Here is a 25,459-nt window from a genome sequence, read left to right on the forward strand (position 1 = left end):
TACAGGGCTTGTGTAAAACCTGTAGGAGCGAGGCTTGCCCGCGAAAGCGGTGTGTCAGCAACCATCAATGTTGAATGTGCAGCCGTCTTCGCGGGCAAGCCCGCTCCCACAGGTTTTTGCGTCAGACCGACTTTGCGTTCCACAACGCCAACAACGCCGGCAACTCGGTCAGGCTGCGGATTTCGGCATCCGGCAGGCGCTCGGCTTCCCAGATCTTGCCCGCAGGGTTGTACCAGATTGCTCGCAGCCCCGCCTGCTGGGCCCCGGCGATGTCATCGCCCGGATGATCGCCGATATGCACCGCCGCCCTGGCGGTGACGCCTCCGCGCTGCAAGGCTTCGTGGAACAGTCGCGCATCGGGCTTGGCGATGCCGATGTCCTCGGCGCACAACGCGAACTTGAAGTAGTCCGCCAGCCCCAGCCGGCGCACATCGGCGTTGCCGTTGGTGACCACGCCCAGGGCGTAGTGGTTGGCCAGCACTTCCAGGGTCGGTTGCACCTCCGGGAAGATCTCCAACTGGTGCCGCGCATGCAGGAACACTTCGAAACTGCGCTCGGCCAGGTCCAAAGCTTCGGCCCGGGCATAACCGGCTTCTTCCAGAGCCTGGAGCAGCACACGTCGACGCAGGGCACTGATGCGGTACTTCAAACCCGGTTCGCTATTGATGATGCGCTCGCGAATGGCCCACAGGTGTTCCACCGGAACCGCACCCAGTTTGGGCGCATGCTCGGTCAGCCATTCACGCAGTACCGCTTCAGCGCTGACGATCACCGGGGCGGTGTCCCACAGGGTGTCATCGAGGTCGAAGGTGATCAGTTGGATCGTCATGAATCGTCGCCTTTAATGCGTTTGGCCCGTGGATGGGCGCTGTCGTAGACCGAAGCCAGGTGCTGGAAGTCCAGGTGGGTGTAGATCTGCGTGGTCTTGATGTCCGAGTGGCCGAGCAATTCCTGTACCGCCCGCAGGTCCTGGGAGGACTCCAGCAGATGGCTGGCAAAAGAGTGCCGCAACATGTGCGGGTGCAGGTTCTGTCCCAGTTCGCGCTCGCCGGCGGCCTTGACCCGAACCTGGATCGCCCGTGGACCGAGGCGCCGGCCTTGCTGGCTGATGAACACTGCGTCGTCCGCCGGGTTGGCCAGGGCGCGCAAGGGCAACCATTGCTCCAGCGCTTCGCGGGCCTTGGTGCCCACTGGGAGCAGGCGGGTCTTGCTGCCCTTGCCGAGCACCTGGACCATGCCGTCGGCCAGATCCAGCTGGTCGAGATTCAACCCGGTCAGTTCGGACAGGCGCAAGCCGGATGAGTAGAACAGCTCGAGAATCGCCTGATCGCGGCGGGCGAGGAAATCGTCTTCGACGCCGCCCTCCAGCAGTTGCAGCGCGCGGTCGGTGTCGAGAGTCTTCGGCAGTCTGCGTTCACCCTTCGGCGGCGCCAGGCCGTTGGCCGGGTCGTGGTCGCACAGGCCTTCGCGGTTCAGATAGTGATACAGCCCGCGCACTGCCGACAGCAGTCGCGCCAGGCTGCGGGAAGACTGGCCCTGGGCATGCAGACGGGCGATCAGGCTGCGCAGGCGCTGGATATCCAGCGCCGTCCAGCTGTCGATGTTCTGTTTGACGCACCAGCCCAGCACTTTATCGAGGTCGCGGCGGTAGGCCGACAGGGTGTGCGGCGACACCTGCCGCTCACTGCGCAGGTGTTCGCAGTAAGCGTCCAGTTGCCGTTCCATGATCAGCGTACCGAGCGCAGGGAACTGTTGATCCGTGGCAGCACGCGGCCCATGACTTCGGCGATGTAGCTCAGGAAGAGAGTGCCCACCGAGCTCTTATAGTGCTGCGGATCACGGCTGGCGATGGCCAGGATGCCGTGGATGCCCTGATGGGAGATGGCGACGACGGCGGTGGAGCCGATCTGCTTGCGCTGTTCTTCGCCGAACAGGAAGTCCAGCTCGTGCTCGCGCAGGCTGCCGCTGACGCTCTTGTCTTCCTGCAGCAGGCCGCCGATAGCCACTTGTGCTTCGGCATGAGTAACCCAGCGACCGACCGGCGTGGGATTGTCGCCCAGCAGAATGAGGCTGACGAAGGGCACCTGGAAGTCCTGGCGCAGACTGTCTTCGACGCTCATCACCACGTCTTCCAGGGTGTTGGCGTCCATCAGGGCGAGGATCAGGCGGCGGGTTTTCTCGAACAGGCGATCGTTGTCGCGAGCGACGTCCATCAGATGCGAAAGACGGTGACGCAACTCGATGTTGCGGTCACGCAGAATGGTCATCTGCCGTTCCACCAGCGACACGGTGTCGCCGCGTCGGTGGGGAATGCGCAAGGATGGCAGCAGTTCTTCGTGCTCGACGAAGAAGTCCGGATGAGCCTCCAGGTACGCGGCAATCGCCGCCGCCTCCAGGCTTTCGGACGCTGATTCGTCGGACTGTCGGGCGGGTACCTGTGGCTTATCGGTCATGGCTTTGGCTCACTCAAAGACGCACTTGTCCTTCGTATACGCGAACGGCCGGGCCGGTCATCAGAACCGGTTGGCCAGGGCCTGCCCACTCAATGGACAGACGCCCGCCAGGCAGGTCGATCAACAGTGGCGAATCCATCCACCCCTGGCTGATGGCGGCCACCGCGGCGGCGCAGGCGCCGGTTCCGCAGGCCTGGGTTTCTCCGGCGCCGCGTTCCCAGACGCGCAATTGCGCGCGATTGCGGTCGATGACCTGGATGAAACCGACATTGACCCGCGACGGGAAGCGCGGGTGATGTTCGATTTTCGGCCCCAGCTCGTGCACCGGCGCACTGTTGATGTCGCTGACCCGCAGCACGGCATGGGGATTGCCCATCGACACCGCGGCCAGGTCTACCGACTTGCCGTCGACGTCAACCTGATAACTCAGGGCCTGTTCCTCGGCCTGGAACGGAATATCGGCCGGCACCAGGCGCGGTGCGCCCATGTCGACGCCGATCTGCCCGTCGTTGCGCACATCCAGTTCGATGATGCCGCTCTTGGTTTCGACGCGGATCTTCTTCTTGGCGGTCAGGCGCTTGTCGAGCACGAAGCGGGCGAAACAGCGGGCACCGTTGCCGCACTGTTCCACTTCGGAGCCGTCGGAGTTGAAGATCCGATAGCGGAAATCCACGTCCGGATTGCTCGGTGCTTCAACGATCAGCAGCTGGTCGAAACCGATGCCGGTATGCCGGTCGCCCCACAGCTTGGCGTGCTTGGGCAAAATGTGCGCATGCTGGCTGACCAGGTCGAGAACCATGAAGTCGTTGCCCAGGCCGTGCATCTTGGTAAAACGCAGCAGCATGGTTTTACTCCGGCAGCAGGCTTTCGCCAGCGAACAACTCGGCTACCGTTTCACGGCGACGCACTTCAAATGCCTGATCGCCGTCCACCAGCACCTCGGCGGCACGGCCGCGGGTGTTGTAGTTGGAGCTCATGACAAAGCCGTAGGCGCCTGCCGAATGCACGGCCAGCAGATCGCCTTCTTCCAGGGCCATCTCACGCTCCTTGGCCAGGAAGTCGCCGGTCTCGCAGATCGGGCCGACGATGTCATAGGTGCGGGCGGCGGTATCGCGTGGGCGCACGGCGGTGACGTCCATCCAGGCCTGGTACAGCGCCGGGCGGATCAGGTCGTTCATGGCCGCATCGACGATGGCGAAGTCTTTGTGTTCGGTGTGCTTGAGGTACTCGACCTGGGTCAGCAGCACGCCGGCGTTGGCGACGATGAAGCGGCCCGGTTCGAACACCAGCGCCAGGTCGCGACCGTCCAGACGCTCGCGCACGGCCTTGATGTAATCGCCGGCCAATGGCGGCTCTTCATCGCGATAACGCACGCCCAGGCCACCACCGAGGTCGATGTGGCGCAGGTAGATGCCGCAGTCGCTCAGGCGGTCGACCAGGCCCAGCAGGCGGTCGAGGGCGTCGATGAATGGCGGCAGGGTGGTCAGTTGCGAGCCGATGTGGCAGTCGACGCCGACCACTTCCAGGTTCGGCAGCTGCGCGGCGCGCACGTACACGTCTTCGGCGTCGGCGATGGCGATGCCGAACTTGTTCTCTTTGAGACCGGTGGAGATGTACGGGTGGGTGCCGGCGTCGACGTCCGGGTTCACGCGCAGGGAGATCGGGGCGCGAACGCCGAGCTCGGCGGCCACCACTTGCAGGCGCTCCAGCTCGTCGGTGGATTCGACGTTGAAGCAGTGCACGCCCACTTCCAGGGCGCGGCGCATGTCGTCACGGGTCTTGCCGACGCCGGAGAACACGATCTTGTCGGCGCTGCCGCCGGCGGCCAGTACGCGTTCGAGCTCGCCACGGGAAACGATGTCGAAACCGGCGCCCAGGCGGGCCAGGACATTCAGCACGCCCAGGTTGGAGTTGGCCTTGACCGCAAAGCAGACCAGGTGCGGCATGCCGGCCAGCGCATCGGCGTAAGCCAGGTATTGGGCTTCGATGTGGGCACGGGAGTAAACGTAGGTCGGTGTACCAAAGCGATCAGCGATAGCAGACAGGGCAACACCTTCCGCGAACAGTTCACCGTCACGGTAGTTAAAAGCGTCCATGATGCTCCCTTATTGGTAGACGTCGTGCTTGTGCTTGGACGATTGCTTCTGCGAGGACTGAGCTTGCTCGGCCGGGTCCTGGTCATCGTCGGGCAGGTACAGCGGGCCTTTTTGACCGCAGGCCGAGACGAGGCAGGCGATCGCGAGGAGCGCAGCAAGGGAAGAGATCAGGCGCTTCATGGCGAAATCCTTGAAAATGCATTAATTGGGCCGGAGTATACCGGCCACCCGACGGCTTGCCTATGCGAGGGGGCTCCCGTCCGGCGGGGCTTGGCGCATGCAGGTCGCTATACTGCATTCCCTGTGGGAGCGGGCTTGCTCGCGAATGCTGTCTGTCAGTGACATTTGTTTCGACTGACCCGCCATTCGCGAGCAAGCCCGCTCTCACATAAACAGCTCCCTGGGTCGTTATTTTTTGCAATCGACGAGACTCGGCCGTATCTTGCGGCGCTTGAGCCTGATCAGACACTTTTTGAGGTTGCCGTAATGAGTTTGTCCGAAGCGCGTTTCCACGATCTGGTCGATGCCACCCAGCAAACCCTGGAAGACATCTTCGAGGACAGCGACCTGGATATCGATCTGGAGAGCTCGGCCGGTGTCCTGACCGTCAAGTTCGAGAACGGCACCCAGCTGATCTTCAGCCGCCAGGAGCCGCTGCGTCAGTTGTGGCTGGCGGCGGTGTCCGGCGGCTTCCACTTCGATTACGACGAAGAGAGCGAGCGCTGGATGTGCGACAAGAGCGAAGAGCAGCTGGGCGAGATGCTCGAGCGCATCGTCCAGCAACAGGCCGGTGTCGAATTCGACTTCGAAGGTCTGTAACACCGTGACACAACCTGCGCCCGTTCGTCCGCCCAAGCCGCTCTACAGCAACGTCAGCCCGGCGGTGCCCTCGCCGTGCTGCAATGTGTGTCGGCTGGATGAGCAAAAAGTCTGCACGGGATGTTTCCGCCATGTCGAAGACATCCGTGAGTGGCGGTCGGCGGATGACGAGCGCCGACGCGTCATCTGCGAGCAGGCCGCGCAACGCAAAGGTGCTCTCCTGTAGGAGCGAGCATGCTCGCGATGGACGTTAACGAAAACGCGGGGTGCCTGAATGCCCGCGGTGTCCGGGCTTCCATCGCGAGCATGCTCGCTCCTACAGAATCTCACTGGCTTGTATATTTTTTGAGCTGTGATAGTGTCCGAATACGCCTCAACCCATCGAGGCTTGTGAAAACCCCGCCTTGTTTCTGGCGGGGTTTTGCTTTTTTTGTGCAGAAGAAAGGAGTCTGCCCTGATCATGACCGCACCTTCCATCACCCTTACCCGTCTGGACGTTCAGCGTCTGGAGCGTCTGATCGACAGCCTGGATGAAAACCTGCCGGGCGTTATTGCGTTGCAAACCGAGCTGGACCGTGCCGAGACGCTGGTAGGCCACGATGAAGTGCCGCCGGACGTCGTGACCATGAATTCGCGCGTTCACTGCCGTGAAGAAAGCAGCGGCAAGGACTATCACCTGACCCTGGTTTATCCCAAGGATGCCAACGCCGACGAAGGCAAGGTCTCGATCCTGGCACCCGTGGGCAGCGCACTGCTGGGCCTGAAAGTCGGCCAGCACATTGACTGGCCGGCACCCGGCGGCAAAACCCTGAAGCTGACGCTGCTGGAAGTCGAATCGCAGCCGTCCAATGGCGGCGATTACAACGTCTGACCCCGTCTCATACCTGATCGAGCGCCTCGTTCAATGCGCGCTCCAGGTCCGCCTTGTAGCGCAGATACAGATTGCTGGAACCCTGACCGTCACCGAGCAGACCCGAAAGGTCCAGGTCGGTGATGTAGCAGCGGTAGCGTCTGGTCTCGCGGCGCTGCTCGACGATTTCCCGGGCGACCACGCTGAACAGTTGGTCGCCATGCTCCAACTCTGAAAACTCCCGCTGATTGCAGTACAGAGTGACCTGCACCTCGCCCGGAGCAGCCTTGCCGACGATTGCCTGAACGTCATAGAAAGGTTTGTTCGCTGGCGTGTGCGGCGCCGTCCGGGCCTCGACGCGGCGCGCCCGTCCGGTGCCGTTTGGCAGAAGCTGGTAATAGAGGATGTCCAGACTGCGAGGCTGGGCGGCCTCCATCGGCAGCGAGGCATCGCGCCGATACTGAATCGATTGCAGGAAGCGTTGCAGCGGCACCAGCAGGCTCTGCTCGTCGTGCCACGGCAGGCGCTGTTGCCACAGCGCGTTGAATTCATCGAGCACGTACAGCTCGGCCTGATCCTCATTGACCCGGTAAAACACCTGAATGCAGTCGGGCTGGCCCATGGGCAGCAGCAGGGCGAGGTCGTGGTCTTCCAGGGCCATCGAATCCAGGTGCAGCGGGCTGTAGCTGGCCAGTTCCTCGCTCAGGTAATCGACCAGCGCCGCCAGCGTCGGCAAGGCGACATGGTTGACCTGGCCCGGCACCAGCTCCAGCACGTGATAATGCTGCTGGACCTGAATCAGGTAGCGGTGATTGAGTTTGCTCAGCAACAGGTTCTGCGCGGTGTCGAGGATGCCTTCCACGCGCTGCGCGATGAATTGTGCGCGGTTGTGGCAGAAGCAGCGCACCCGCAGCCGGGGTTGGTTCGGGCTGTCGGGCAAGTCGTTGAGGTAATCGCGCACGCAGTCGAGCAGGGCATGGGGGCCGTCGAAGCGACTCACCAGCACTTCGTTCCAGCTGTTGAGCGTGACCTGATCCAGGGTCAGCACCAGATTTTCCCTGACCCCCGCATAACTCAGGGAGTCGGTGCGCTCGGTGGTCATCAGGATGTTCAGGTCGCGGTGGTGCTTGAGCGGGTCGACGCCGACGTTCACCAGAATCAGCACTTCGCCGGGCACGCTGGCTCGCAGCAAGGGTTCCTCGTCGATGGTCGGCATCGGCAGGGGAATGGTCTGCTGCAGGCTGCCGAGCAGGTTGAACAGTTCGAATTCGCTCAGGTCGCTGCTGCCGGGATGCAGGGCCAGGCGGGTGCTGCTGTCGATCACGCCGTTGCGATGGCACCAGGTCAGCAGTTCGAACAACTGACGGCTGCGCTTGATCGGCGCGAAGTGCTCCCACTCAAGGGCGGTCAGGCTGCCGTTGTACAGGCCCCACTGGGATTGCCCGGCTTCCTTTTTGTTGGGCGCGTGCACCAGCGTCAGTGTGTCTTCGGCCAGGTCCGGAGCGATGCCCGGGTTGATGAACTCGACCTTGTCCGCCTTGCGCTCGAACGCCGCATACAGACGCCGGCCCAGCACGCTGAGGTCGCGCTTGTTGATCAGGCTCACGGTCTGTTCCTGGCGGGCGAACTGAGTCAGGAAGCGGTAGCTGTAATTGAGTTCGTTGACCAGCGCCCGGCGCTCGGAGCTGACCTGGCGGACCTTCCACTGACTGCGGCTGTCCAGCAGAGCCAGTTGCCGATGATCCCAGTGCCATTCGTGGGCCAGACGCTCCAGCAGCGAGCGCTGCCAGCTCTGGGTGCGACTGTTGCCGGTGAGTTTGCGATTGACCTTCAGGTACAGCGCGCGTCGCACCAACTCCAGGCGCTCCGGCTCGTTGCGGGCAATCAGGTATTCCTCGATGCGCCGGTACACCACGACATAAGGGTCCAGTTCATCCAGGTCGAGGCGGTTGGCGAACACTGCCTGTTTGTAGCGCAGACTCAGGCACTGGACCCGCGGGTGTTCGCTGGCGTACACCTCGGTCAGCAGCAGCTTGAGCACCGATTTGTAGGGCGACTCGATGCCCTTGAACAACTGCCACAGCCCGGCGCCGATGAACTCGCCGGGCGGAATGAAGGCGAGGTTGCCCAGGTCGAGGGTTTCGTCGGCACGGATGAAGCGCTTGGAAAGCAGCGTGTGGGTGTAGCGGTCGTAGCTGGATTCTTCATAGACCGGCACCAGCCACCAGATCGGTGTGCGCCCGGCCAGCCAGATCGCGGTGCGATAGAACTCGTCGAGCAGCAGATAGTGTTGAGTGGTGCCGCAATTCTCGGAGCTCAGCTGATTGTCGCGCTCGCCCCGCACGAACCGCTCCGGGTCGATCAGGAAGAAATGCGCCTCCGCACCCTGGCTGGCGGCCCAGGCTTCGAGCAACTGGCATTTCTTGCGCAGCTCATTGAGTTCGCTCTCGCTCAGGTCCGGGCTGTGGCAGACCCACAGGTCCATATCGCTCTGGTCGGCCTGGGCCAGGGTGCCGAGGCTGCCCATCAGGAACAGGCCGTGAATCGGCCGTGGCGGGTTGCTGCCGTGGCGCGGTTTATAGGTAAACGAGCGGGTCAGGCGCTGGGCTTCGGCCAGCAGGTTGGCGTCGGGCTCGTAGTTCGACAGCCCGGCCGGAGTGCTGCTCGAGACATAGCCTGGCAACAGCGGATGATTGACGTGGAAAAACAGCGGCAACAGGCTCAGCACGCCTTGCTGGCGGGTCGACAGACCCTCCATGGCGCGGGCCATGCGACCTTCGTTGAGCTTGAGAAAACGGGCGCGCAGTTGGCTCAGCACCTTGCGGTCGATGCCCTCGTCCAGATCGGGGCGGATTTCATGGTTGCGGGTCATGTCAGCTCAAACCGGCTCGCTGGGCTCGGACGTGGGGCTTTGGGGTGAGCGCAGTTTAGCGTCTCGTCCCTTGGACATTTAAGCTGATTTTGTTTTTTTGACGTCAGATTTATAACGTTGGAAAAGGTCAGCCAGCCGAACAGGCCCACGGATGTCCCGTTTCGGGTTTTCCGTGGGCGATACGGTACGGTCAGGCCGTTTCCTGAGTCGTCAGGATAGTCAGAAGGGATTGAGCGTGTTCGGCGGCATCGCGCCCCAGGCTGGTCAGGTAACCGCCATCGGGCTGGGTAATCAGTTCTTTTTCGTGCAGGCGTTGGGCAGCGGCAATTGCGTGGGGGGCAGCGGTATGGTGAATTTTCAAGCCTTCCTGGGAACTGTCCAGGTTGTAGAGTGCAAGGATTTCCAGTTCGGCAACCAACTCAGGGGTAAACGACATAAGGACTCCATACTTTCTTGGAATGGGACAACAGCGCCCTTAAGGTGAACCTGCCGGTGCGGCATGTCCAGTGCCAACACAACAAATCGGAATTCCCTGTAGGAGCGAGCACGCTCGCGATGGTCGTCAACGATGACGCTGGCAGCCTGACACCCCGCGGTGTCTGGTCGTGCATCGCGAGCATGCTCGCTCCTACAGGAGGCGGGGTTATTTCTTTTCCGGGGGCAATTCCGGCAGCGCCCGCAGCGCCGCTTCGTACCATTCGGTGTTGAACGCGCGGTCTTCTTCGAGGATTGCGTCGATTTCCACCGCCAGAACGTGAGCCATCAGGTTGAGGATGTCTTCGCGCTCGTAGCCCACCAGCGTCAGCTTGTTGAACGTCGCCTTGGCCGCTGGCGGGTTCTCGCTTTCGATCTGGTTTTCGATGGCCTGGATCAGGGTGCTTTCGGCGAACTCTTCTTCGTCGTTGTCGATATCGGTTGGCTCGCTCATGGCTGGCTCCTCGGGAAATGGCCGCCAGTTTACCCGCATTCAGCCCGGTGATGCTGCTGGCAAGAATCCGCTCGCCGTTCTATAAGCGTGTTCTGGAAATAGACACCGCCCACCCCGCACGGCCTGGAGGCTTGTGATGATTCAGCTTTATGGATTCGCCGTCAGCAACTACTACAACATGGTCAAGCTGGCGCTGCTGGAGAAAGGACTGCCCTTCGAAGAAGTGCCGTTCTACGCTGGTCAGACCGCCGAGGCCCTGGCCATCAGCCCTCGCGGGAAGGTGCCGGTGCTGAAGACGGAGCAGGGTTTCATCAACGAAACCATGGTGATCCTCGACTACATCGAGCAGAGCCAGAAAGGCACGCCGCTGCTGCCGAGCGATCCATTCGAGCGCGCCCAGGTGCTGGCGCTGGCCAAGGAAATCGAGCTGTATATCGAATTACCCGCGCGTGCCTGTTACGGCGAAGCGTTCTTCGGCGCCAAGCTGCCGGAGGCGATCAAGGAAAAGACCAAGGCCGAACTGCTGTTGGGCATTGCCTCCCTGGCACGTCACGGCAAGTTCAGCCCTTATGTGGCGGGCGACAGCCTGAGCGTGGCGGACTTGTACTTCCTTTACAGCGTGCCGCTGGCCTGCGGAGTGGCGAAGAAGCTGTTCGAGATCGACCTGTTGGCCGAGCTGCCGGCAGCCAAGGCGTTGTTGCATCGTCTTGAGCAGAACCCGAACGTTCAGCGCATCGCTGCGGACAAGGAAGCGGCGATGCCGGCGTTCATGGCGATGATCGCGACCAAGAAGTAATCGTCAGGGTTGAACGAGGAAGGCCTGTGCTGCAGAAGACTCGCAATCTTTTGTCCCATATGGCCTTCACGCCCGCCGGACAGCCTTTTCAGGCGCTTTTGTCATATGCGGCAATAGCCCAAAACCACCTCTTCTCCGAGCGATGCCTACCTTGAGCGCTGGATTGTTTTCGTAATGGAAACCAGACGGTCAAGGAGACCTCATCATGCTCAAGCTCTATGGCTTCGCGGCCAGTAATTACTTCAACATGGTCAAGCTAGCGCTGCTGGAAAAGGGCGTCCCTTTTGAGACCGTTCCGTTTTATGGCTGCCAGAATCCGCAGATTCTCGCCGTCAGCCCTCGGGGCAAGGTGCCGGTGCTGGAAACCGGCCAAGGCTTTCTAAGCGAAACCGACGCCATTCTCGACTTCATCGAAGAGACCCAAGAGGGCGTCGCTCTGCTGCCGACCGATCCGTTCGAGCGGGCGCGGGTTCGGGCACTGGCCAAGGAAATCGAGCTGTACATCGAACTGCCGGCGCGGGTCTGTTACGTCGAGGTGTTCTTCGGTGGCAGACCGACCCCGCAAGCGTTGCGGGACAAGGCCGAGCGGGATCTGCTCAAGGGTTTCAAGGCGCTGAAGCAGCGTGCGCGGTTCTCGCCTTTCGTGGCGGGAGAGCAGTTTACGCTGGCCGACCTGTACTTTCTGTACAGCGTCGATCTAGCGGTGGACGTCGGCAAACGCTTGTTCGGAATCGACTATCTGATGGGAATGCCTGGCGCCACCGCGCTATTGCAGCGACTGGCCGAGAATCCGAACGTGCAAAAAATCGCTGCGGACAGAGTGGCCGAAGCGCCGGCGTTTCTGGCGCGGGTGCGAGCGGTAGGGAGTGCAGGCCGCTAAAACAAAGAGCCCGATGGTCGTGACCATCGGGCTCTTTTTTCACGCTGTGTTACTTGCCGAGGAATCAGCGGCTGGCGAGCAGCGCCTGACCCCGCGCAACAGCAGCTTTCACCTGAGCCGGTGCAGTGCCGCCGATGTGGTTGCGGGCATTGACCGAACCTTCCAGGGTCAGGACGGCGAACACGTCCTGATCGATCTGGTCGCTGAACTTGCGCAGCTCTTCCAGGCTCATCTCCGCCAGGTCCTTGCCGGTGTCCACGCCGTACTTCACGGCATGGCCAACGATCTCGTGGCAGTCACGGAACGGCAGGCCACGGCGCACCAGGTAGTCGGCCAGGTCAGTGGCGGTAGAGAAGCCGCGCAGGGCCGCTTCACGCATGATCGCGTGCTTTGGCTTGATCGCCGGGATCATGTCGGCAAAGGCGCGCAGCGAGTCGCGCAGGGTATCGGCGGCGTCGAACAGCGGTTCCTTGTCTTCCTGGTTGTCCTTGTTGTAGGCCAGCGGCTGACCTTTCATCAGGGTCAGCAGGCCCATCAAGGCACCGAAGACGCGACCGGTCTTGCCGCGTACCAGCTCCGGCACGTCCGGGTTTTTCTTTTGCGGCATGATCGAGCTGCCGGTGCAGAAACGGTCCGGCAGATCGATGAACTGGAACTGCGCGCTGGTCCACAACACCAGCTCTTCGGAGAAGCGCGACAGGTGCATCATCGCGATGCTGGCGGCCGAGCAGAATTCGATAGCGAAGTCACGATCGGACACGTTGTCCAGGGAGTTGCCGCCCACGGCCTCGAAACCCAGCAGCTGGGCGGTGTATTCGCGGTCGATCGGGTAGGTGGTGCCGGCCAGTGCGGCGCTGCCCAGCGGCATGCGGTTGGCGCGCTTGCGGCAGTCGACCAGACGCTCGTAGTCGCGGCTGAGCATTTCGAACCAGGCCAGCATGTGGTGCCCGAAAGTCACCGGCTGCGCGGTCTGCAGGTGAGTAAAGCCCGGCATGATGCTGCCGGCTTCGCGCTCGGCCTGCTCCAGCAGGCCTTTTTGCAGGCGGGTGATTTCGCCCAGGATCAGGTCGATTTCGTCACGCAGCCACAGGCGGATGTCGGTGGCGACCTGGTCGTTGCGGCTGCGGCCGGTGTGCAGCTTTTTGCCGGTCACGCCGATGCGGTCGGTCAGACGCGCTTCGATGTTCATGTGCACGTCTTCGAGGTCGATGCGCCAGTCGAATTGGCCGGCCTCGATTTCGCCCTGGATGGTCTTCAGGCCGTCGATGATGCTGTCGCGCTCGGCATCGGTCAGCACGCCGACCTTGGCCAGCATGGTGGCGTGGGCGATCGAGCCCATGATGTCGTGGCGATACAGGCGCTGGTCGAAGGTGACGGAGGCGGTGAAGCGGGCGACGAAGGCGTCGACGGGTTCACTGAAGCGGCCGCCCCAGGACTGATTGGTCTTGTCAGTGCTCATGAATTCGCTCGTATCGGCTGGATAAAGATGGCGTTGAAAGCTGCGGCGGATGATAACAGGGTTGCCGGGGCTGGCGCTGACGCTGGTCGACTGCTTTTCCACCACACGCCCCCGACCCCTGTAGGAGCCGAGCTTGCTCGCGATGCACGAAAGAACACCACGGGGAACCAGATAGCCAGTGTCATCGTTGACGACCATCGCGAGCAGGCTCGCTCCCACAGTTATCGGAGCAGGGTGGTCATCACAACGATATTTTCCGATTGAGCAATATCGCTCCGCCAACCGTCTACAGTTGGACAGTAGGAGCAGCGCACTTCTCGGTGCAGACGCTGACTATAAGTAGAGGGGGTGTTCATATTGCGTAACAGCAAACCCTGTGGCGGTCTGTCGCCAATGCGTGCCTGGTCCGTCAATTGTCCGGCAGATGAAAATTTTGCTTCCGGACGAGCGGCACTTTTTGACGCTCGCGCTAGTCTTAGCGTGGATCGCGGTGACGGACGTCACTTCACCTGTCTACGCTATCCTTGTGCGAGACTCACGCAGGAATCCAGCGCAATATGAATGTCCTGATCGTTGATGACGACCCTACTGCCCGCGAGCGCCTGAGCCGAATGGTTGGCGAACTCGAGGGATACAGTGTCCTGGAGCCCAGCGCCACGAATGGCGAGGAAGCGTTGGCACTGATCGACAGCCACAAGCCGGATATCGTGCTGCTCGATATCCGCATGCCGGGCCTCGATGGCCTGCAGGTGGCAGCGCGATTGTGCGAACGCGAGACCCCGCCCGCCGTGGTGTTCTGTGCAGGACCCGATGAATATTCAGAGGGAGCCTTACAGGCCAGCGCCGTAGGCTATCTGGTGAAACCGGTGAGAACTGAACATCTACATGACGCGTTGAAAAAAGCCGAACGCCCCAACCGCGTTCAACTCTCCGCCCTGACCCGGCCGGCGGCCGACAGCGGCAGTGGCCCTCGCAGCCATATCAGTGCGCGCACCCGCAAGGGGATCGAGCTGATTCCCATCGACCAGGTGGTCTACTTCATTGCCGATCACAAATACGTGACCTTGCGCCACGAGGCCGGTGAAGTGCTGCTCGATGAACCGCTCAAGGCTCTGGAGGACGAATTCGGCGAACGTTTCGTGCGCATTCACCGCAATGCCCTGGTCGCTCGCGATCGAATCGAACGTCTGCAGCGCACGCCTCTGGGACATTTCCAGCTGTTCCTCAAGGGCTTGAACGGCGATGCACTGATCGTCAGTCGGCGTCACGTCGCTGGCGTACGGAAAATGATGCAGCAGCTGTGATCCGCGGGCCGCAGGCAAATTGCTCACCCGATTTCCGGACATCCGGGGCCAGGGAGGCCGAGTAGTTTCTGATACAAGTCAAAGTGGATTTGGCTGAGCTGTTATCATCCGCCGTATCTATTCAGTACGGATTGATCCATGTCCACTCGCCAAATCCGCATCGCCACCCGTAAAAGCGCTCTTGCCCTGTGGCAGGCCGAATACGTCAAAGCCCGTCTGGAAGAGGCCCATCCGGGCCTGCTCGTGACCCTGGTTCCGATGGTCAGTCGCGGCGACAAGCTGCTCGACTCGCCGTTGTCGAAAATCGGTGGCAAGGGCCTGTTCGTCAAGGAACTGGAAACCGCGCTGCTGGAAGACGAAGCCGACATCGCCGTGCACTCCATGAAAGACGTGCCTATGGACTTCCCCCAAGGCCTGGGCCTGTTCTGCATCTGCGAACGCGAAGACCCGCGTGACGCATTCGTCTCCAATACCTATGCCAGCCTCGATGCCCTGCCGCCAGGCAGCATCGTCGGCACCTCGAGCCTGCGTCGCCAGGCGCAATTGCTGACCCGTCGCCCTGACCTGGAAATCCGCTTCCTGCGCGGCAACGTCAACACCCGCCTGGCCAAGCTGGATGCGGGCGAGTACGACGCGATCATCCTGGCGGCCGCCGGCTTGATCCGCCTGGGTTTCGAAGACCGCATCACCTCGGCCATCAGTGTCGATGACAGCCTGCCGGCCGGTGGCCAGGGCGCGGTCGGCATCGAATGTCGCAGCGGTGACAGCGAAATCCACGCACTGCTGGCGCCGCTGCATCACCAGGACACCGCCACCCGCGTGACTGCCGAACGCGCCCTCAACAAACACCTCAATGGCGGCTGCCAGGTGCCGATCGCCTGCTATGCCGTGCTCGAAGGCGAGCAGGTCTGGTTGCGTGGCCTGGTGGGCGATCCCAATGGCGGCCTGCTGCTCAGCGCCCAGGCGCGTGCGCCCCGTGGCGATGCTGAAGCGCTGGGTGTGCAAGTGGCCGAAGACCTGCTGAGCCAGGGCGCTGCCGACATTCTTAAGGCGGTCTATGGCGAGGCAGGTCACGAGTGACCGGCTGGCGCCTGCTGCTGACGCGTCCGGCGGATGAGTCGGCGGCGCTCAGTGGCGTGCTGGCGGATCAGGGGATTTTCAGCAGCAGCTTGCCGCTTTTGGACATCGTGCCGATCCCTGCCTCTGACACAATGCGCGAGGTGATCCAGGGACTGGATCGCTATTGTGCGGTGATCGTGGTCAGCAAGCCGGCCGCGCGGATCGGCATCGAATTGCTCGATCGGTTTTACCCGCAGACGCCGCCCGTGAAGTGGTTCAGCGTCGGTGCTGCGACCGCGCAGATCCTCGAGGATCGCGACCTGGATGTGAGCTTCCCCCAAGACGGCGATGACAGCGAAGCCTTGCTCGAACTGGCGAACCTGCGCGAGGCCATTGCCCGGCCCGATCCACGCGTGCTGATCATGCGGGGCGAGGGCGGTCGCGAGTTGCTGGCTGAGCGCTTGCGCGAGCTAGGTGCTAGTGTCGATTATCTGGAGTTGTACCGCCGCGAGCTGCCGCAATATCTACCTGCGGCGCTGCCGGAGCGGATCCGTGCGGAACGCCTGAATGCGCTGGTGGTCAGCAGTGGACAGGGTTTTGAGCACCTGCATCAATTGGCTGGCGATGCCTGGCCGCAATTGGCGCGGTTGCCGTTGTTTGTACCAAGTCCCAGGGTCGCCGAGCTGGCACGTGCCGCCGGCGCCCTGACAGTTGTGGATTGTCGTGGCGCCAGTGCCGCGGCTTTGCTGGCGGCGTTACGGGAGCATCCCGTACCCGTTTACTAATGCAAAGGATGGATACGTGAGCGAAACAGCCTTGCCTAAAGAAGACGTCCGGCCAGTACTGGATGCGCCGATTGAAACTCCACCTCCTGCCACAGAGCCGCGCCGAGGCAATGGCCTGGCCGTCGTCGCATTGTTGCTCGGCGCCGCTGGTGTCGCGGTGGGCGGCTGGGGAGTCTGGCAGGTGCGCCATTTGCAGGCGACCAATCAGCAGCAGCTGAGCCAGGTGCAGGCTTTGAGCGATGAGGCGCAGAGCCTGAAGCTCAATGAGCAGCGCCTGAGCGCGCGTCTGGAGCAACTGCCCGGCGCCGACGTGCTGGAAGAGCGCAGCCGTCTGGTGGTGCAGTTGCAGGGCGATCAGCAGCGACTCAATCAGCGTCTGGAAACCGTTCTTGGTGCCAGCCGCAAGGACTGGCGCCTGGCCGAGGCCGAGCATTTGCTGAGACTGGCCAGTCTGCGTCTCTCCGCGTTGCAAGACATCAGCAGCGCCCAGGCCCTGGTCCAGGGCGCCGACGACATTCTGCGCGAGCAAAACGATCCGGGCTCCTTCGCTGCCCGCGAACAGGTGGCCAAGACCTTGGTGGCCTTGCGCAGCACCGACCAGCCAGATCGCACCGGCCTGTTCCTGCGCCTGGGCGCCCTGCGCGAACAGGTGACCGGTCTCACTGAGCTGGCGCCCGAGTACAAGGACCGTGGCGAATCCCTGCTCGGCCTGACCGCCGACGGTGACGGCGCCAGTCGCTGGGCACAATGGTGGGATCAGATCTCGCGTTACATCCGTATCGATTTCAACGCTGACAAAAACGTCCGTCCGTTGCTGGCCGGGCAAAGCCTGAGCCAGGTGCGTCTGGCGCTGAGCCTGGCATTGGAGCAGGCGCAGTGGGCCGCGCTCAATGGCCAGGCGGCGGTTTACACCCAGGCGCTGGACGAGGCGCGTGACGTGCTCAAGGGCAACTTCAACCCGGACAACGCGCAGAGCAAAGTGATGCTCGATCAGGTGGCCGAGCTGAGCAAGCAACCTGTCACCGTGGTCACCCCTGACCTGACCGGCACGCTGAGCGCCGTGCAAGGTTATCTGGAACGTCGCAACGTCAATGCCGAGGACTCCATCAAACCGCTGCCCAAACCTGCCGCAAGCACTGCGCAGGAGACCACGCCATGAAGCGCCTGTATGTGATCCTGTTTCTGGTCATCGCCGCCGCGGCGGCGCTGGGGTTGGCGATTGCCGAGCATTCCGGTTACGTGCTGATCGCTTATAAAAGCTTCCGTTACGAGTCGAGCCTGTGGGCGACCTTGGCTTTGGTGGCGGTCCTGTGGCTGGTGATCTGGGGCATCAAGGCATCGATCGAGCTGGTGCTGACGTCCGGCGGCGTGGTCAATCCCTGGTCGCGGCGCAACCGCAGCCGCCGGGTGCAGGTGGCGATCGAGCATGGTCAGCTGGATCTGGCCGAAGGTCGCTGGGCCAGCGCGCAACGTCATCTGCAACGGGCTGCGGAAGCTGAACGCCAACCGCTGCTGTATTACCTCGGCGCTGCCCGTGCGGCGAACGAACAGGGCAATTACGAAGAGAGCGACAACCTGCTGGAGCGTGCCCTTGAGCGTCAGCCACAGGCCGAGCTGGCGATTGCCTTGAACCACGCGCAATTGCAGACCGACCGTGGCGACACCGAAGGCGCCTTGGCGACCCTGCAAGCGATGCGTGAGCGTCACCCGCATAACGCGCAGGTATTGCGTCAGTTGCAGCGCTTGCATCAGTTGCGAGGCGAATGGCCGGCGGTGATTCGCCTGCTGCCGGAGCTGCGCAAGGACAAGGTCCTGCCCGCAGCCGAACTGGCGGAGCTGGAGCGTCGTGCCTGGGGCAAGAATCTTTCCCTGGCGGCTCAGCGCGAAGGCGAAGGGGCCGTGGGCCTGCAATCGCTCAAGAGCGCCTGGGAGCAGTTGACCTCGCCACAACGCCAGGAACCGCAACTGGTGCTTGCCTATGCCGAACAACTGCGGCAACTGGGAGCGCAGGCCGAGGCTGAAGAGGTCTTGCGCAACGCGCTCAAGCGTCACTACGACAGCCATCTGGCGCGTCTCTACGGGCTGGTTCGCGGCAGCGATCCGGCGCGTCAGTTGCACCTCGCCGAGGGCTGGCTCAAGGAGCATCCCGCCGATTCCGGCCTGCTGCTGACCCTGGGTCGCCTGTGTCTGCAAAGCAGCCTGTGGGGCAAGGCTCGGGACTATCTGGAGCGCAGTCTGCACATGGAGCGCAACCCGGAAGCCTGCGCCGAACTGGCGCGGCTGCTGGCGCAGATGGGCGATACCGAACGCAGCAACCAGTTGTTCCAGGAAGGCCTTGGGTTGCTGGACGAGCGCCTGCTCGCCGCACCGCTGCCCGTACCTGCTCGCGCATGATCCTGTAGCCGCCGGACGCAGCCTTCGGCAGCTGCTACAGGTTCTGCGTACGCCGCGGTACACGTAGCAGCTGGCGCAGCCTGCGTCCGGATTTGTGTGGTTCTGAGGGGCGAAATTTGCCCTGTTTTTGCCTTCCTACAGCCTCAGAAGCAAAGTCCTACAGAGGGTTTCACCGATTCCTCTGTCCCGTGTTGGGATTTCCCTACATCCCTGCTGAACTGTCCCAAGCAACCCGCCTTGAAACGCCAAAGCGCTTTCCTCTACCGTAGCCGTCGGTCCCAACTGTTACGGAAAAGCCATGTCTTTGGCCTGCACACGCTCCTTGTTTTTCACGGTCTTCGTTGCGGGCGCCCTGGTCCTGGGCGTGTCCTATTATCTGGAATATTCCATCGGCCTGAGCCCCTGCGCCCTGTGCCTGTTGCAACGGATTTGCCTGGCGCTGTTGACGGGCATCTGCCTTATGGCGGCGGTGCAGGGTCCCGGTCGCCTCGGCTCCTCTCTCTATTGGTTGCTCGGCCTTCTCAGCAGCCTGGCGGGTACTCTCACCGCCGGGCGGCAGGTGCTGTTGCAAGGCAATCCGGCGCAGCCACTGGCGGGTTGTGCTTCTAACCTCTCAGAGCTGTTCGCCGCCGAGCCGTGGTTGTGTGTCGTGCAGCAAATATTCAAAGGTGCCTTCGACTGCACCCAGCGCTCCTGGACGCTGCTGGATCTAAGCATCCCCGAGTGGAGCCTGCTGTTCTTCGTCGCGATGTCGATTCTGGCCGTTTACCAACTCCTGCGACTTGTCTGGCTCGCCACAACGCGACCGCTCGGCGGCGAGTCGTCGCAGCAAGCGCTGTTGAATGATTAAACACTTGTATGAACTTTATCGCCTGCGTACCTTGAAGCCACAGTCCTGCGGGCATAATCTGGCCCGCACGTGTCATTGGAATTTTGTCTTGCTCGATGACGCTCTGCCCCGAACGCCCATTACAAGAGGCGAACGGGCATAGAGCAGCTGACCCAAAAGGGAAGAGAGATCACCATGCTCGAAAGTTGTCAGAATGCTCAGGAACGCTGGGGTGGAGTGCACCTGCTGATCGATCGCTGGTTGCAGGAGCGCCGAGAACTGATCGGGGCCTATGACGCCCTTGGCGCAGAGCCTGCAGCGCTGAGTGAAAGCCGCAAACCCTTGCAGGAGTTCTGCGGCGTACTGGTCGATTACGTTTCGGCTGGCCACTTCGAAATCTACGAACAGCTGACGGGGGAGGCGAAGGCCTTCAACGACAAGCGCGGCCTGGAACTCGCCGAAACCCTGTACCCACGCATCGACGTCATCACCGAGAAGCTCCTGGCTTTCAACGATCTGTGTGATGAAGGCAAATGCGTCGCGGAGAAATTCAAGGAGCTCGGCGGCCTGTTGCATGAACGCTTCGAACTGGAAGATTGCCTGATCGAAGTGCTGCACACCGCGCACAAGGCAGAGGATTCGGTTCAGGTCTGAACCGCATTCCGCGAGACACAAAAACGGTGCGCCACGGCGCACCGTTTTTCATTTGCGCGATCAGCCGGTCGCGCCGCGCAATTCGACTTCGAACACCAGTGGCGTGAATGGCGCGATCAGGTCGCCCGCACCGTCGGCGCCATAGGCCTGCGCCGATGGAATCACCAGACGCCATTTCGCCCCGACCGGCATCTGTTGCAACGCACTGCGCCAGCCACTGATCACGCTGTCGAGACTGAACCACTGCGGCTGATTGTTCTGGTCGAACACGGTGCCGTCAGGCAGGCGACCGACGTACAGCACCTGCACCTTTCCGTTCGGTCCGGCCTTGGCGCCGTTACCCGGTGTCAGTTCCGTCAGCAGAATTCCATCGGCCAGTTCGCGAACGCCAGGCTTGGCTTTTTCTTCGGCGAGAAAACGTTTTTCGTTTTCCACCGCCAGTTGGTTTTCCGGTGCCGGTGTCTGCATCGCCACCCGGGCTTCATGCTCGGACAGAATCTGTTCGATCTGCTCGTCTTTCAATGCCAGTGGCTTGCCTTGATAGGCTTGCTGCAACCCTTCGACCAGAGCCTTCAACTCCAGGTCCGGGACCTCCTGGCGAAGGCGTTCGCCGAGGCTCGCGCCGAGGCTGTAGGCGAGATCGTGCGCGTCATTTTCCTGGGTTTTTTCGGCGGCCTGAGCCACGGAAAAAATCACGCACAGCGATAAAAAAAGGTAGCGCGACATGGGCACTCTCCGACCTGAATTGCGGGCGATTATGCCAGTGAGAATGTGCTTAACGGTGAACTGCTTTTGCGCAAGCGAAGAAGTTTTTCGCTCCTTTGCAACAGGACGCTTTCGATAGTGTCAACATGCCCTAGCGGCGGTTGCAGCAGAGGTCTAGTATGAGCCGCACTCACTTCAGCCAGGAGGTAAACCATGTCGGCCACCAAGAAGCCAGTAAACACTCCGTTGCATCTTCTCCAACAACTGTCGGGCAGCTTGCTCGAGCACCTCGAAACTGCCTGCTCAGAAGCCTTGGCTGATGCTGAAAAACTGCTCGCCAAACTGGAAAAACAGCGCGGCAAAGCTCAGGAAAAATTGCACAAATCCCGCACCAAATTGCAGGACGCCGCAGCGGCCGGCAAGGCCAAGGCGCAAGGCAAAGCCAAGGACGCCGTGCAGCAACTCGAAGACCTGCTCGATGCTCTGAAAGAGCGTCAGTCGGACACTCGCGGCTACATCCTGCAACTCAAGCGTGACGCTCAGGAAAGCCTGAAACTGGCCCAGGGCGTTGGTCGTGTTCAAGAGGCTGTCGGCAAGGCGTTGTCCCTGCGTGCAGCCAAAACTGCGGCACCTGCGAAGAAAGCCGCTGCCAAACCGGCTGCCGCAAAAGCGCCGGCCAAGTCTGCCGCCAAACCGGTTGCCAAAGCACCGGTGAAAGCCGCAGCAAAACCTGCCGCTGCCAGCGCTGCCAAGCCAGCCGCTAAAACAGCTGCGGCCAAACCGGCTGCCAAGCCAGCCGCCGCGCGTACTGCTGCTGCCAAACCTGCTGCTCGCACCACCGCTACCAAGCCAGCCGCCGCTCGTACCGCCGCCGCCAAACCTGCTGCGCGTACCGCCGCTGCCAAACCTGCCGCAGCGAAAACCGCAGCAGCAAAACCAGCCGCCAAGCCGGCAGCAAAACCTGCCGCTAAAACAGCTGCTGCGAAACCGGCTGCCAAGCCTGCCGCAAAACCTGTCGCAGCTAAAACCGCTGCCAAGCCAGCTGCCAAAACTGCCGCTGCAAAACCCGCCGCTAAACCGGCTGCGAAAACCGCTGCCGCGAAACCTGCAGCCGCCAAGCCAGCCACTGCAGCAAAATCTGCTGCGGCGAAACCGGCAGCCAAACCAGCTGCTGCGGCAAAACCAGCCGCCGCAAAACCAGCAGCAAAACCAGCCGCTGCCAAGCCAGCCGCAGCCAAGCCAGCCGCAGCCAAACCTGCCGCCAAGCCAGCAGCGAAACCAGCCGCGGCAAAACCCGCAGCCAAGCCAGCGGTGAAAAAACCGGTTGCTGCCGCCAAGCCGGCTTCCGCTTCCACAGCGGCTCCGACAGCCGCTGCCAAGCCGGCAACTCCTGCGACTCCAGCACCGTCTGCTGCCGCAGCATCTACGCCAGCAGCTACTACCTCGACAGCTACCTCTGCGCCAACGCCAGCGGCACCGTCGAGCACCACCAGCACCCCAACCAGCGCTTCCTAAGTGCCGGTTGCCGCGACGCGCAGCTGATGCAGCGCGTCGCGGTCCAGGTGGGCGGCGCCTGCCGCCACACCTTCAAGCCAGGCCGATAAATCGGTCGCCTCACCCTGCGGCCAGTCTTGCGCCGATCGCTCCAGTTTCAAGATCAGACGTCGTTCGGCTTCCAGTTCCAGTGCCTTCACTTGCTCGCGCAATTCATGCAGATCGGCATCGCCCGTGGCGGCGGATTTCCATTGCATGCGCAGTGCGCGTAGCGGCTGCACAACATCGGCGTCCCAAGGCGTTGTCAGGCTGCGTAGCTCGCGCAAGCGTTGCTCATTGCAGATAACACCGCGCCGTCCCAGCCACGCCGCGCACAGCAGCAGACACACATTGAGCCCCGCAGACTGCAATCGCAGGCAGGCCTGTTCAACGCCCGGTCGGGCATAAATGCTCAGGGAAAAGCTCCACAGGTCAGAGGACATAGTGCTACTCGCGCCAGTTGCGAGCGAAGCTGGTAGACTCCGCCGCCATTATGATTCGACTTCAGAACCTGACTTTACAGCGTGGCCCGCAGCGTCTGCTAGAAGACGCCGAGCTGACCCTGCACGCCGGCCAGAAAGCCGGCCTCATCGGTGCCAACGGCGCCGGCAAATCGAGCCTGTTCGCCTTGCTGCGTGGTGAACTGCATCCGGATTCGGGTGACTGCTTCCTGCCGGCCGACTGGCGTATCGCCCACATGCGCCAGGAGGTCGATACCCTCGAACGCCTGGCGGTCGACTACGTGCTCGACGGCGACCTGCGTCTGCGCCAGGTGCAACGCGACCTGGCGGCAGCCGAAGCGGCCCATGACGGTGCCGCGCAGGCCCGCCTGCACTCCGAGCTCGACAGCGCCGACGGTTATACCGCCGACGCCCGGGCGCGCAAGTTGCTCGCCGGTCTTGGGTTCACCAACGAGCAGATGGATCGCCAGGTCGGCGACTTCTCCGGTGGCTGGCGGATGCGCCTGAACCTGGCGCAGGCGCTGATGTGCCCATCGGACCTGCTGCTGCTCGACGAGCCGACCAACCACCTGGACCTTGACGCGATCATCTGGCTCGAAGAGTGGCTCAAGGGCTATCCCGGCACCTTGATGCTGATCTCCCACGACCGAGATTTCCTCGATGCCGTGGTCGATCACGTGGCTCACGTCGATCAACGCAAGATCACTCTTTATCGCGGTGGCTACAGCGCCTTCGAGCGTGCCCGTGCCGAACGCCTGGCCCAGCAACAGCAGGCCTACGAGAAGCAGCAGGCGCAGCGTGCGCACATGGAAAGCTACATCGCCCGCTTCAAGGCCCAGGCCACCAAGGCCCGTCAGGCCCAGAGCCGGATCAAGGCGCTGGAGCGGATGGAGGAGCTGACCGCTGCCCACGTCGATTCGCCGTTCGACTTCGTCTTCCGCGAGTCGCAGAAAATCTCCAGCCCGCTGATCGACCTGTCCGATGCCCGCTTGGGTTACGGCGAGAAGACCGTGCTGGAGAAGGTCAAGCTGCAACTCACGCCGGGTGCGCGGATCGGTCTGCTCGGCCCTAACGGCGCGGGCAAGTCGACCCTGATCAAGAACCTCGCGGGCGAACTGTCGCCGCTGGCCGGTCGCATGACCCGCGGCGAAAACACCGTCGTCGGTTACTTCGCCCAGCATCAGCTCGACTCTCTGGATTCCAAGGCCAGCCCGTTGCTGCACTTGCAGCGCCTGGCGCCGACCGAGCGCGAACAGACCCTGCGTGATTTCCTCGGCGGCTTCGACTTCCGTGGCGCGCGGATCGACGAGCCGGTGCTGAATTTCTCCGGTGGTGAGAAAGCCCGTCTGGCCCTGGCGTTGATTGCCTGGGATCGGCCGAACCTGTTGCTGCTAGACGAACCAACCAACCACCTGGACCTGGAAATGCGCCTGGCGCTGACCATGGCCCTGCAGGAGTTCAGCGGTGCGGTGCTGGTGGTTTCCCACGACCGTCACCTGCTCAAGAGCACCACCGACAACTTCTTCCTGGTGGCCGACGGCAAGGTCGAAGAGTTCGACGGTGACCTGGACGACTACACCCGTTGGCTGGTGGATTACCGTCAGCGCAACGCGCCGGTCAGCAACACACCGGTCAACCCGGACAAGACCGACAAGAAGGCCCAGCGTCAGGCTGCAGCCGCTCTGCGTCAGCAGTTGGCGCCGCACAAGCGCGAAGCTGACAAGCTCGAAGCCGAGTTGGGCAAGTTGCACGAGAAACTGGCGAAGATCGATGCCAGCCTCGGCGACAGCGATATCTACGAGCCGATGCGCAAGAACGAACTGCGGGACCTGCTGGCCGAACAGGCCAAGCTGAAGGTGCGTGAAGCGGAGCTTGAAGAAGCCTGGATGGAAGCTCTGGAACTGCTGGAAAGCATGCAGGCGGAGCTGGAGTCGCTGTCCTGATGGAAGCGTTCAAGCTGCCACTGCCGGCGATGTGGGTCGAGCCGATCTGGCTCGGCGTACAAATCCTGCTGATTCTGCTCGCCGGCTACCTGACCCAGCGTTTCGTGGCCAAGGTCCTGACCCGGCTGGGCGAGCGTTATCCGTTCCCGCCGCAATTGCTGATGCCGCTGCGTGGCGGCCTGCGCTGGCTGATCATGGGCAGCGCGCTGATCTTTGTCCTCGAGCGCCTCGGGGTGTCGGCCACGGTGTTGTGGACGGCGCTGTCGGGTTTTGTCGCGGTCGCGGCGGTGGCGTTTTTCGCCATGTGGAGCGTGCTGTCGAACCTGCTGTGCTCGGTGCTGATCTTCACCGTTGGCCCGTTCCGTCTGGGGGATGTGGTGGAGCTGGTGGACACCACCGACAAGCCTGGCGTGAAGGGGCGGGTAGTGGCGATCAATCTGCTGTACACCACGTTGATCGAGGCTGAGGAGCTGGGGACGGGGAGTGCGATGGTGCAGGTGCCCAATAGCCTGTTCTTTCAGCGGTCGGTGCGGCGTTGGCGGGGGACTGATGTTTTCCCTTCTTCCGGGTTTGAGAAGTAAGTCCTCTGTTGTTTGGGAGGACGCCTTCGCGAGCAAGCTCGGCTCCTACAGTGGATTT

General features: G+C 62.2%; 27 protein-coding genes and 1 pseudogene. 16 read left to right on the forward strand and 12 right to left on the reverse strand.

Annotation, left to right across the window (positions count from 1 at the left end):
* Positions 1-121: 121 nt before the first annotated feature.
* Genes ACW9JE_RS15820 through lptM form a run of 6 tightly spaced genes read right to left on the reverse strand, consistent with a single transcriptional unit; the run spans position 122 to position 4,729 of the window.
* Positions 122-829 (reverse strand): HAD family hydrolase, encoded by a 708-nt coding sequence (locus ACW9JE_RS15820; protein WP_457433269.1) that lies wholly within the window; start codon positions 827-829, stop codon positions 122-124.
* Positions 826-1,725, reverse strand: a complete 900-nt coding sequence (xerC, locus tag ACW9JE_RS15825; protein WP_224537704.1) for a tyrosine recombinase XerC — start codon at positions 1,723-1,725, stop codon at positions 826-828. Before xerC ends, ACW9JE_RS15820 begins: the two co-directional genes overlap by 4 nt.
* Before the next feature lie 2 nt (positions 1,726-1,727).
* Positions 1,728-2,453: a DUF484 family protein gene (locus ACW9JE_RS15830; protein WP_224537705.1), complete on the reverse strand. Its 726-nt coding sequence runs from the start codon at positions 2,451-2,453 to the stop codon at positions 1,728-1,730.
* A 13-nt stretch (positions 2,454-2,466) separates the two neighbouring features.
* Positions 2,467-3,297: a diaminopimelate epimerase gene (dapF, locus tag ACW9JE_RS15835; protein ID WP_457433270.1), complete on the reverse strand. Its 831-nt coding sequence runs from the start codon at positions 3,295-3,297 to the stop codon at positions 2,467-2,469.
* Positions 3,298-3,301: 4 nt separating this feature from the next.
* A complete protein-coding gene (gene lysA / locus ACW9JE_RS15840) occupies positions 3,302-4,549 on the reverse strand; it encodes a diaminopimelate decarboxylase (RefSeq protein WP_224537709.1) in 1,248 nt (415 codons plus the stop codon).
* 9 nt (positions 4,550-4,558) lie between these two features.
* Positions 4,559-4,729, reverse strand: a complete 171-nt coding sequence (gene lptM, locus ACW9JE_RS15845) for an LPS translocon maturation chaperone LptM (RefSeq protein WP_175379589.1) — start codon at positions 4,727-4,729, stop codon at positions 4,559-4,561.
* Positions 4,730-5,035: 306 nt separating this feature from the next.
* On the opposite strand from lptM, the gene cyaY reads away from it, so the two are divergent.
* From cyaY to rnk, 3 genes are all read left to right on the forward strand, one after another.
* Complete coding sequence (gene cyaY, locus ACW9JE_RS15850) at positions 5,036-5,368, forward strand: iron donor protein CyaY (RefSeq protein WP_224537711.1); 333 nt, start codon at positions 5,036-5,038, stop codon at positions 5,366-5,368.
* Positions 5,369-5,372: 4 nt separating this feature from the next.
* Positions 5,373-5,594, forward strand: a complete 222-nt coding sequence (locus tag ACW9JE_RS15855) for a DUF1289 domain-containing protein (RefSeq protein WP_457433271.1) — start codon at positions 5,373-5,375, stop codon at positions 5,592-5,594.
* Between the two features lie 234 nt (positions 5,595-5,828).
* Positions 5,829-6,239 (forward strand): nucleoside diphosphate kinase regulator, encoded by a 411-nt coding sequence (gene rnk / locus ACW9JE_RS15860; protein WP_224537715.1) that lies wholly within the window; start codon positions 5,829-5,831, stop codon positions 6,237-6,239.
* Positions 6,240-6,246: 7 nt separating this feature from the next.
* On the opposite strand, the gene ACW9JE_RS15865 is transcribed toward rnk, so the two are convergent.
* The 3 genes from ACW9JE_RS15865 to ACW9JE_RS15875 form a co-directional block, all read right to left on the reverse strand.
* Positions 6,247-9,090, reverse strand: coding sequence for a class I adenylate cyclase (locus ACW9JE_RS15865; RefSeq protein ID WP_457433272.1), 2,844 nt, complete (start codon positions 9,088-9,090; stop codon positions 6,247-6,249).
* A 190-nt stretch (positions 9,091-9,280) separates the two neighbouring features.
* The gene (locus ACW9JE_RS15870) at positions 9,281-9,526 is read right to left on the reverse strand and encodes a TIGR02647 family protein (RefSeq protein ID WP_224537719.1); all 246 of its coding nucleotides are present in this window, start codon (positions 9,524-9,526) and stop codon (positions 9,281-9,283) included.
* Positions 9,527-9,733: 207 nt separating this feature from the next.
* Complete coding sequence (locus tag ACW9JE_RS15875; protein ID WP_224537720.1) at positions 9,734-10,018, reverse strand: hypothetical protein; 285 nt, start codon at positions 10,016-10,018, stop codon at positions 9,734-9,736.
* Positions 10,019-10,154: 136 nt separating this feature from the next.
* On the opposite strand from ACW9JE_RS15875, the gene ACW9JE_RS15880 reads away from it, so the two are divergent.
* Complete coding sequence (locus ACW9JE_RS15880; RefSeq protein ID WP_224537722.1) at positions 10,155-10,814, forward strand: glutathione S-transferase family protein; 660 nt, start codon at positions 10,155-10,157, stop codon at positions 10,812-10,814.
* 205 nt (positions 10,815-11,019) lie between these two features.
* Positions 11,020-11,694 carry a glutathione S-transferase family protein gene (locus ACW9JE_RS15885; RefSeq protein ID WP_457433273.1) on the forward strand — a complete coding sequence of 225 codons (675 nt, stop codon included), beginning with the start codon at positions 11,020-11,022 and terminating at the stop codon, positions 11,692-11,694.
* Positions 11,695-11,758: 64 nt separating this feature from the next.
* Here ACW9JE_RS15885 and argH read toward each other — a convergent pair whose 3' ends face one another.
* Complete coding sequence (argH, locus tag ACW9JE_RS15890; RefSeq protein ID WP_457433274.1) at positions 11,759-13,153, reverse strand: argininosuccinate lyase; 1,395 nt, start codon at positions 13,151-13,153, stop codon at positions 11,759-11,761.
* Positions 13,154-13,597: 444 nt separating this feature from the next.
* Between argH and ACW9JE_RS15895 the strand changes: the two are divergent.
* From ACW9JE_RS15895 to rsd, 8 genes and pseudogenes are all read left to right on the forward strand, one after another.
* Positions 13,598-13,714, forward strand: a pseudogene (locus ACW9JE_RS15895) (sensor histidine kinase); the annotation flags it as partial.
* Positions 13,711-14,457: a LytR/AlgR family response regulator transcription factor gene (locus tag ACW9JE_RS15900; RefSeq protein ID WP_175379599.1), complete on the forward strand. Its 747-nt coding sequence runs from the start codon at positions 13,711-13,713 to the stop codon at positions 14,455-14,457. The pseudogene ACW9JE_RS15895 and the gene ACW9JE_RS15900, both read left to right, overlap by 4 nt.
* A 138-nt stretch (positions 14,458-14,595) precedes the next feature.
* Positions 14,596-15,537 (forward strand): hydroxymethylbilane synthase, encoded by a 942-nt coding sequence (hemC, locus tag ACW9JE_RS15905; protein WP_224537727.1) that lies wholly within the window; start codon positions 14,596-14,598, stop codon positions 15,535-15,537.
* Positions 15,534-16,301, forward strand: a complete 768-nt coding sequence (locus ACW9JE_RS15910) for a uroporphyrinogen-III synthase (protein ID WP_457433275.1) — start codon at positions 15,534-15,536, stop codon at positions 16,299-16,301. The genes hemC and ACW9JE_RS15910 overlap by 4 nt, the downstream gene beginning before the upstream one ends.
* A gap of 16 nt (positions 16,302-16,317) precedes the next feature.
* A complete protein-coding gene (locus tag ACW9JE_RS15915) occupies positions 16,318-17,460 on the forward strand; it encodes a uroporphyrinogen-III C-methyltransferase (RefSeq protein WP_457433276.1) in 1,143 nt (380 codons plus the stop codon).
* On the forward strand, positions 17,457-18,695 hold the full coding sequence (locus ACW9JE_RS15920; protein ID WP_457433277.1) for a heme biosynthesis HemY N-terminal domain-containing protein: 1,239 nt from the start codon (positions 17,457-17,459) through the stop codon (positions 18,693-18,695). The genes ACW9JE_RS15915 and ACW9JE_RS15920 overlap by 4 nt, the downstream gene beginning before the upstream one ends.
* Before the next feature lie 298 nt (positions 18,696-18,993).
* Complete coding sequence (locus ACW9JE_RS15925; RefSeq protein ID WP_457433278.1) at positions 18,994-19,545, forward strand: disulfide bond formation protein B; 552 nt, start codon at positions 18,994-18,996, stop codon at positions 19,543-19,545.
* Between the two features lie 174 nt (positions 19,546-19,719).
* Positions 19,720-20,178 (forward strand): sigma D regulator, encoded by a 459-nt coding sequence (rsd, locus tag ACW9JE_RS15930; protein WP_175379605.1) that lies wholly within the window; start codon positions 19,720-19,722, stop codon positions 20,176-20,178.
* Between the two features lie 60 nt (positions 20,179-20,238).
* On the opposite strand, the gene ACW9JE_RS15935 is transcribed toward rsd, so the two are convergent.
* On the reverse strand, positions 20,239-20,904 hold the full coding sequence (locus tag ACW9JE_RS15935) for an FKBP-type peptidyl-prolyl cis-trans isomerase (protein ID WP_224537735.1): 666 nt from the start codon (positions 20,902-20,904) through the stop codon (positions 20,239-20,241).
* A gap of 192 nt (positions 20,905-21,096) precedes the next feature.
* On the opposite strand from ACW9JE_RS15935, the gene ACW9JE_RS15940 reads away from it, so the two are divergent.
* Positions 21,097-22,398 carry an AlgP family protein gene (locus ACW9JE_RS15940; RefSeq protein ID WP_457433279.1) on the forward strand — a complete coding sequence of 434 codons (1,302 nt, stop codon included), beginning with the start codon at positions 21,097-21,099 and terminating at the stop codon, positions 22,396-22,398.
* Here the strand turns inward: ACW9JE_RS15940 and ACW9JE_RS15945 are convergent.
* Positions 22,395-22,859 carry a TIGR02444 family protein gene (locus ACW9JE_RS15945; protein WP_224537738.1) on the reverse strand — a complete coding sequence of 155 codons (465 nt, stop codon included), beginning with the start codon at positions 22,857-22,859 and terminating at the stop codon, positions 22,395-22,397. The two genes, ACW9JE_RS15940 and ACW9JE_RS15945, sit on opposite strands and share 4 nt — an antisense overlap.
* A gap of 50 nt (positions 22,860-22,909) precedes the next feature.
* Between ACW9JE_RS15945 and ACW9JE_RS15950 the strand changes: the two genes are divergently transcribed.
* Positions 22,910-24,820, forward strand: a complete 1,911-nt coding sequence (locus ACW9JE_RS15950; RefSeq protein WP_224537740.1) for an ATP-binding cassette domain-containing protein — start codon at positions 22,910-22,912, stop codon at positions 24,818-24,820.
* Positions 24,820-25,401 (forward strand): mechanosensitive ion channel family protein, encoded by a 582-nt coding sequence (locus tag ACW9JE_RS15955; protein WP_224537742.1) that lies wholly within the window; start codon positions 24,820-24,822, stop codon positions 25,399-25,401. The genes ACW9JE_RS15950 and ACW9JE_RS15955 overlap by 1 nt, the downstream gene beginning before the upstream one ends.
* Positions 25,402-25,459 lie beyond the last annotated feature (58 nt).

This window comes from Pseudomonas sp. SDO55104_S430, assembly GCF_054070595.1.

Coding starts and splice junctions, on each gene's coding strand:
- ACW9JE_RS15820 (WP_457433269.1), bottom strand. CDS start 829: ATGACGATCCAACTGATCACCTTCGACCTCGATGACACCCTGTGGGAC.
- xerC (WP_224537704.1), bottom strand. CDS start 1,725: ATGGAACGGCAACTGGACGCTTACTGCGAACACCTGCGCAGTGAGCGG.
- ACW9JE_RS15830 (WP_224537705.1), bottom strand. CDS start 2,453: ATGACCGATAAGCCACAGGTACCCGCCCGACAGTCCGACGAATCAGCG.
- dapF (WP_457433270.1), bottom strand. CDS start 3,297: ATGCTGCTGCGTTTTACCAAGATGCACGGCCTGGGCAACGACTTCATG.
- lysA (WP_224537709.1), bottom strand. CDS start 4,549: ATGGACGCTTTTAACTACCGTGACGGTGAACTGTTCGCGGAAGGTGTT.
- lptM (WP_175379589.1), bottom strand. CDS start 4,729: ATGAAGCGCCTGATCTCTTCCCTTGCTGCGCTCCTCGCGATCGCCTGC.
- cyaY (WP_224537711.1), top strand. CDS start 5,036: ATGAGTTTGTCCGAAGCGCGTTTCCACGATCTGGTCGATGCCACCCAG.
- rnk (WP_224537715.1), top strand. CDS start 5,829: ATGACCGCACCTTCCATCACCCTTACCCGTCTGGACGTTCAGCGTCTG.
- ACW9JE_RS15865 (WP_457433272.1), bottom strand. CDS start 9,090: ATGACCCGCAACCATGAAATCCGCCCCGATCTGGACGAGGGCATCGAC.
- ACW9JE_RS15870 (WP_224537719.1), bottom strand. CDS start 9,526: ATGTCGTTTACCCCTGAGTTGGTTGCCGAACTGGAAATCCTTGCACTC.
- ACW9JE_RS15875 (WP_224537720.1), bottom strand. CDS start 10,018: ATGAGCGAGCCAACCGATATCGACAACGACGAAGAAGAGTTCGCCGAA.
- ACW9JE_RS15880 (WP_224537722.1), top strand. CDS start 10,155: ATGATTCAGCTTTATGGATTCGCCGTCAGCAACTACTACAACATGGTC.
- ACW9JE_RS15885 (WP_457433273.1), top strand. CDS start 11,020: ATGCTCAAGCTCTATGGCTTCGCGGCCAGTAATTACTTCAACATGGTC.
- argH (WP_457433274.1), bottom strand. CDS start 13,153: ATGAGCACTGACAAGACCAATCAGTCCTGGGGCGGCCGCTTCAGTGAA.
- ACW9JE_RS15900 (WP_175379599.1), top strand. CDS start 13,711: ATGAATGTCCTGATCGTTGATGACGACCCTACTGCCCGCGAGCGCCTG.
- hemC (WP_224537727.1), top strand. CDS start 14,596: ATGTCCACTCGCCAAATCCGCATCGCCACCCGTAAAAGCGCTCTTGCC.
- ACW9JE_RS15920 (WP_457433277.1), top strand. CDS start 17,457: ATGAAGCGCCTGTATGTGATCCTGTTTCTGGTCATCGCCGCCGCGGCG.
- ACW9JE_RS15925 (WP_457433278.1), top strand. CDS start 18,994: ATGTCTTTGGCCTGCACACGCTCCTTGTTTTTCACGGTCTTCGTTGCG.
- rsd (WP_175379605.1), top strand. CDS start 19,720: ATGCTCGAAAGTTGTCAGAATGCTCAGGAACGCTGGGGTGGAGTGCAC.
- ACW9JE_RS15935 (WP_224537735.1), bottom strand. CDS start 20,904: ATGTCGCGCTACCTTTTTTTATCGCTGTGCGTGATTTTTTCCGTGGCT.
- ACW9JE_RS15940 (WP_457433279.1), top strand. CDS start 21,097: ATGTCGGCCACCAAGAAGCCAGTAAACACTCCGTTGCATCTTCTCCAA.
- ACW9JE_RS15945 (WP_224537738.1), bottom strand. CDS start 22,859: ATGTCCTCTGACCTGTGGAGCTTTTCCCTGAGCATTTATGCCCGACCG.
- ACW9JE_RS15950 (WP_224537740.1), top strand. CDS start 22,910: ATGATTCGACTTCAGAACCTGACTTTACAGCGTGGCCCGCAGCGTCTG.
- ACW9JE_RS15955 (WP_224537742.1), top strand. CDS start 24,820: ATGGAAGCGTTCAAGCTGCCACTGCCGGCGATGTGGGTCGAGCCGATC.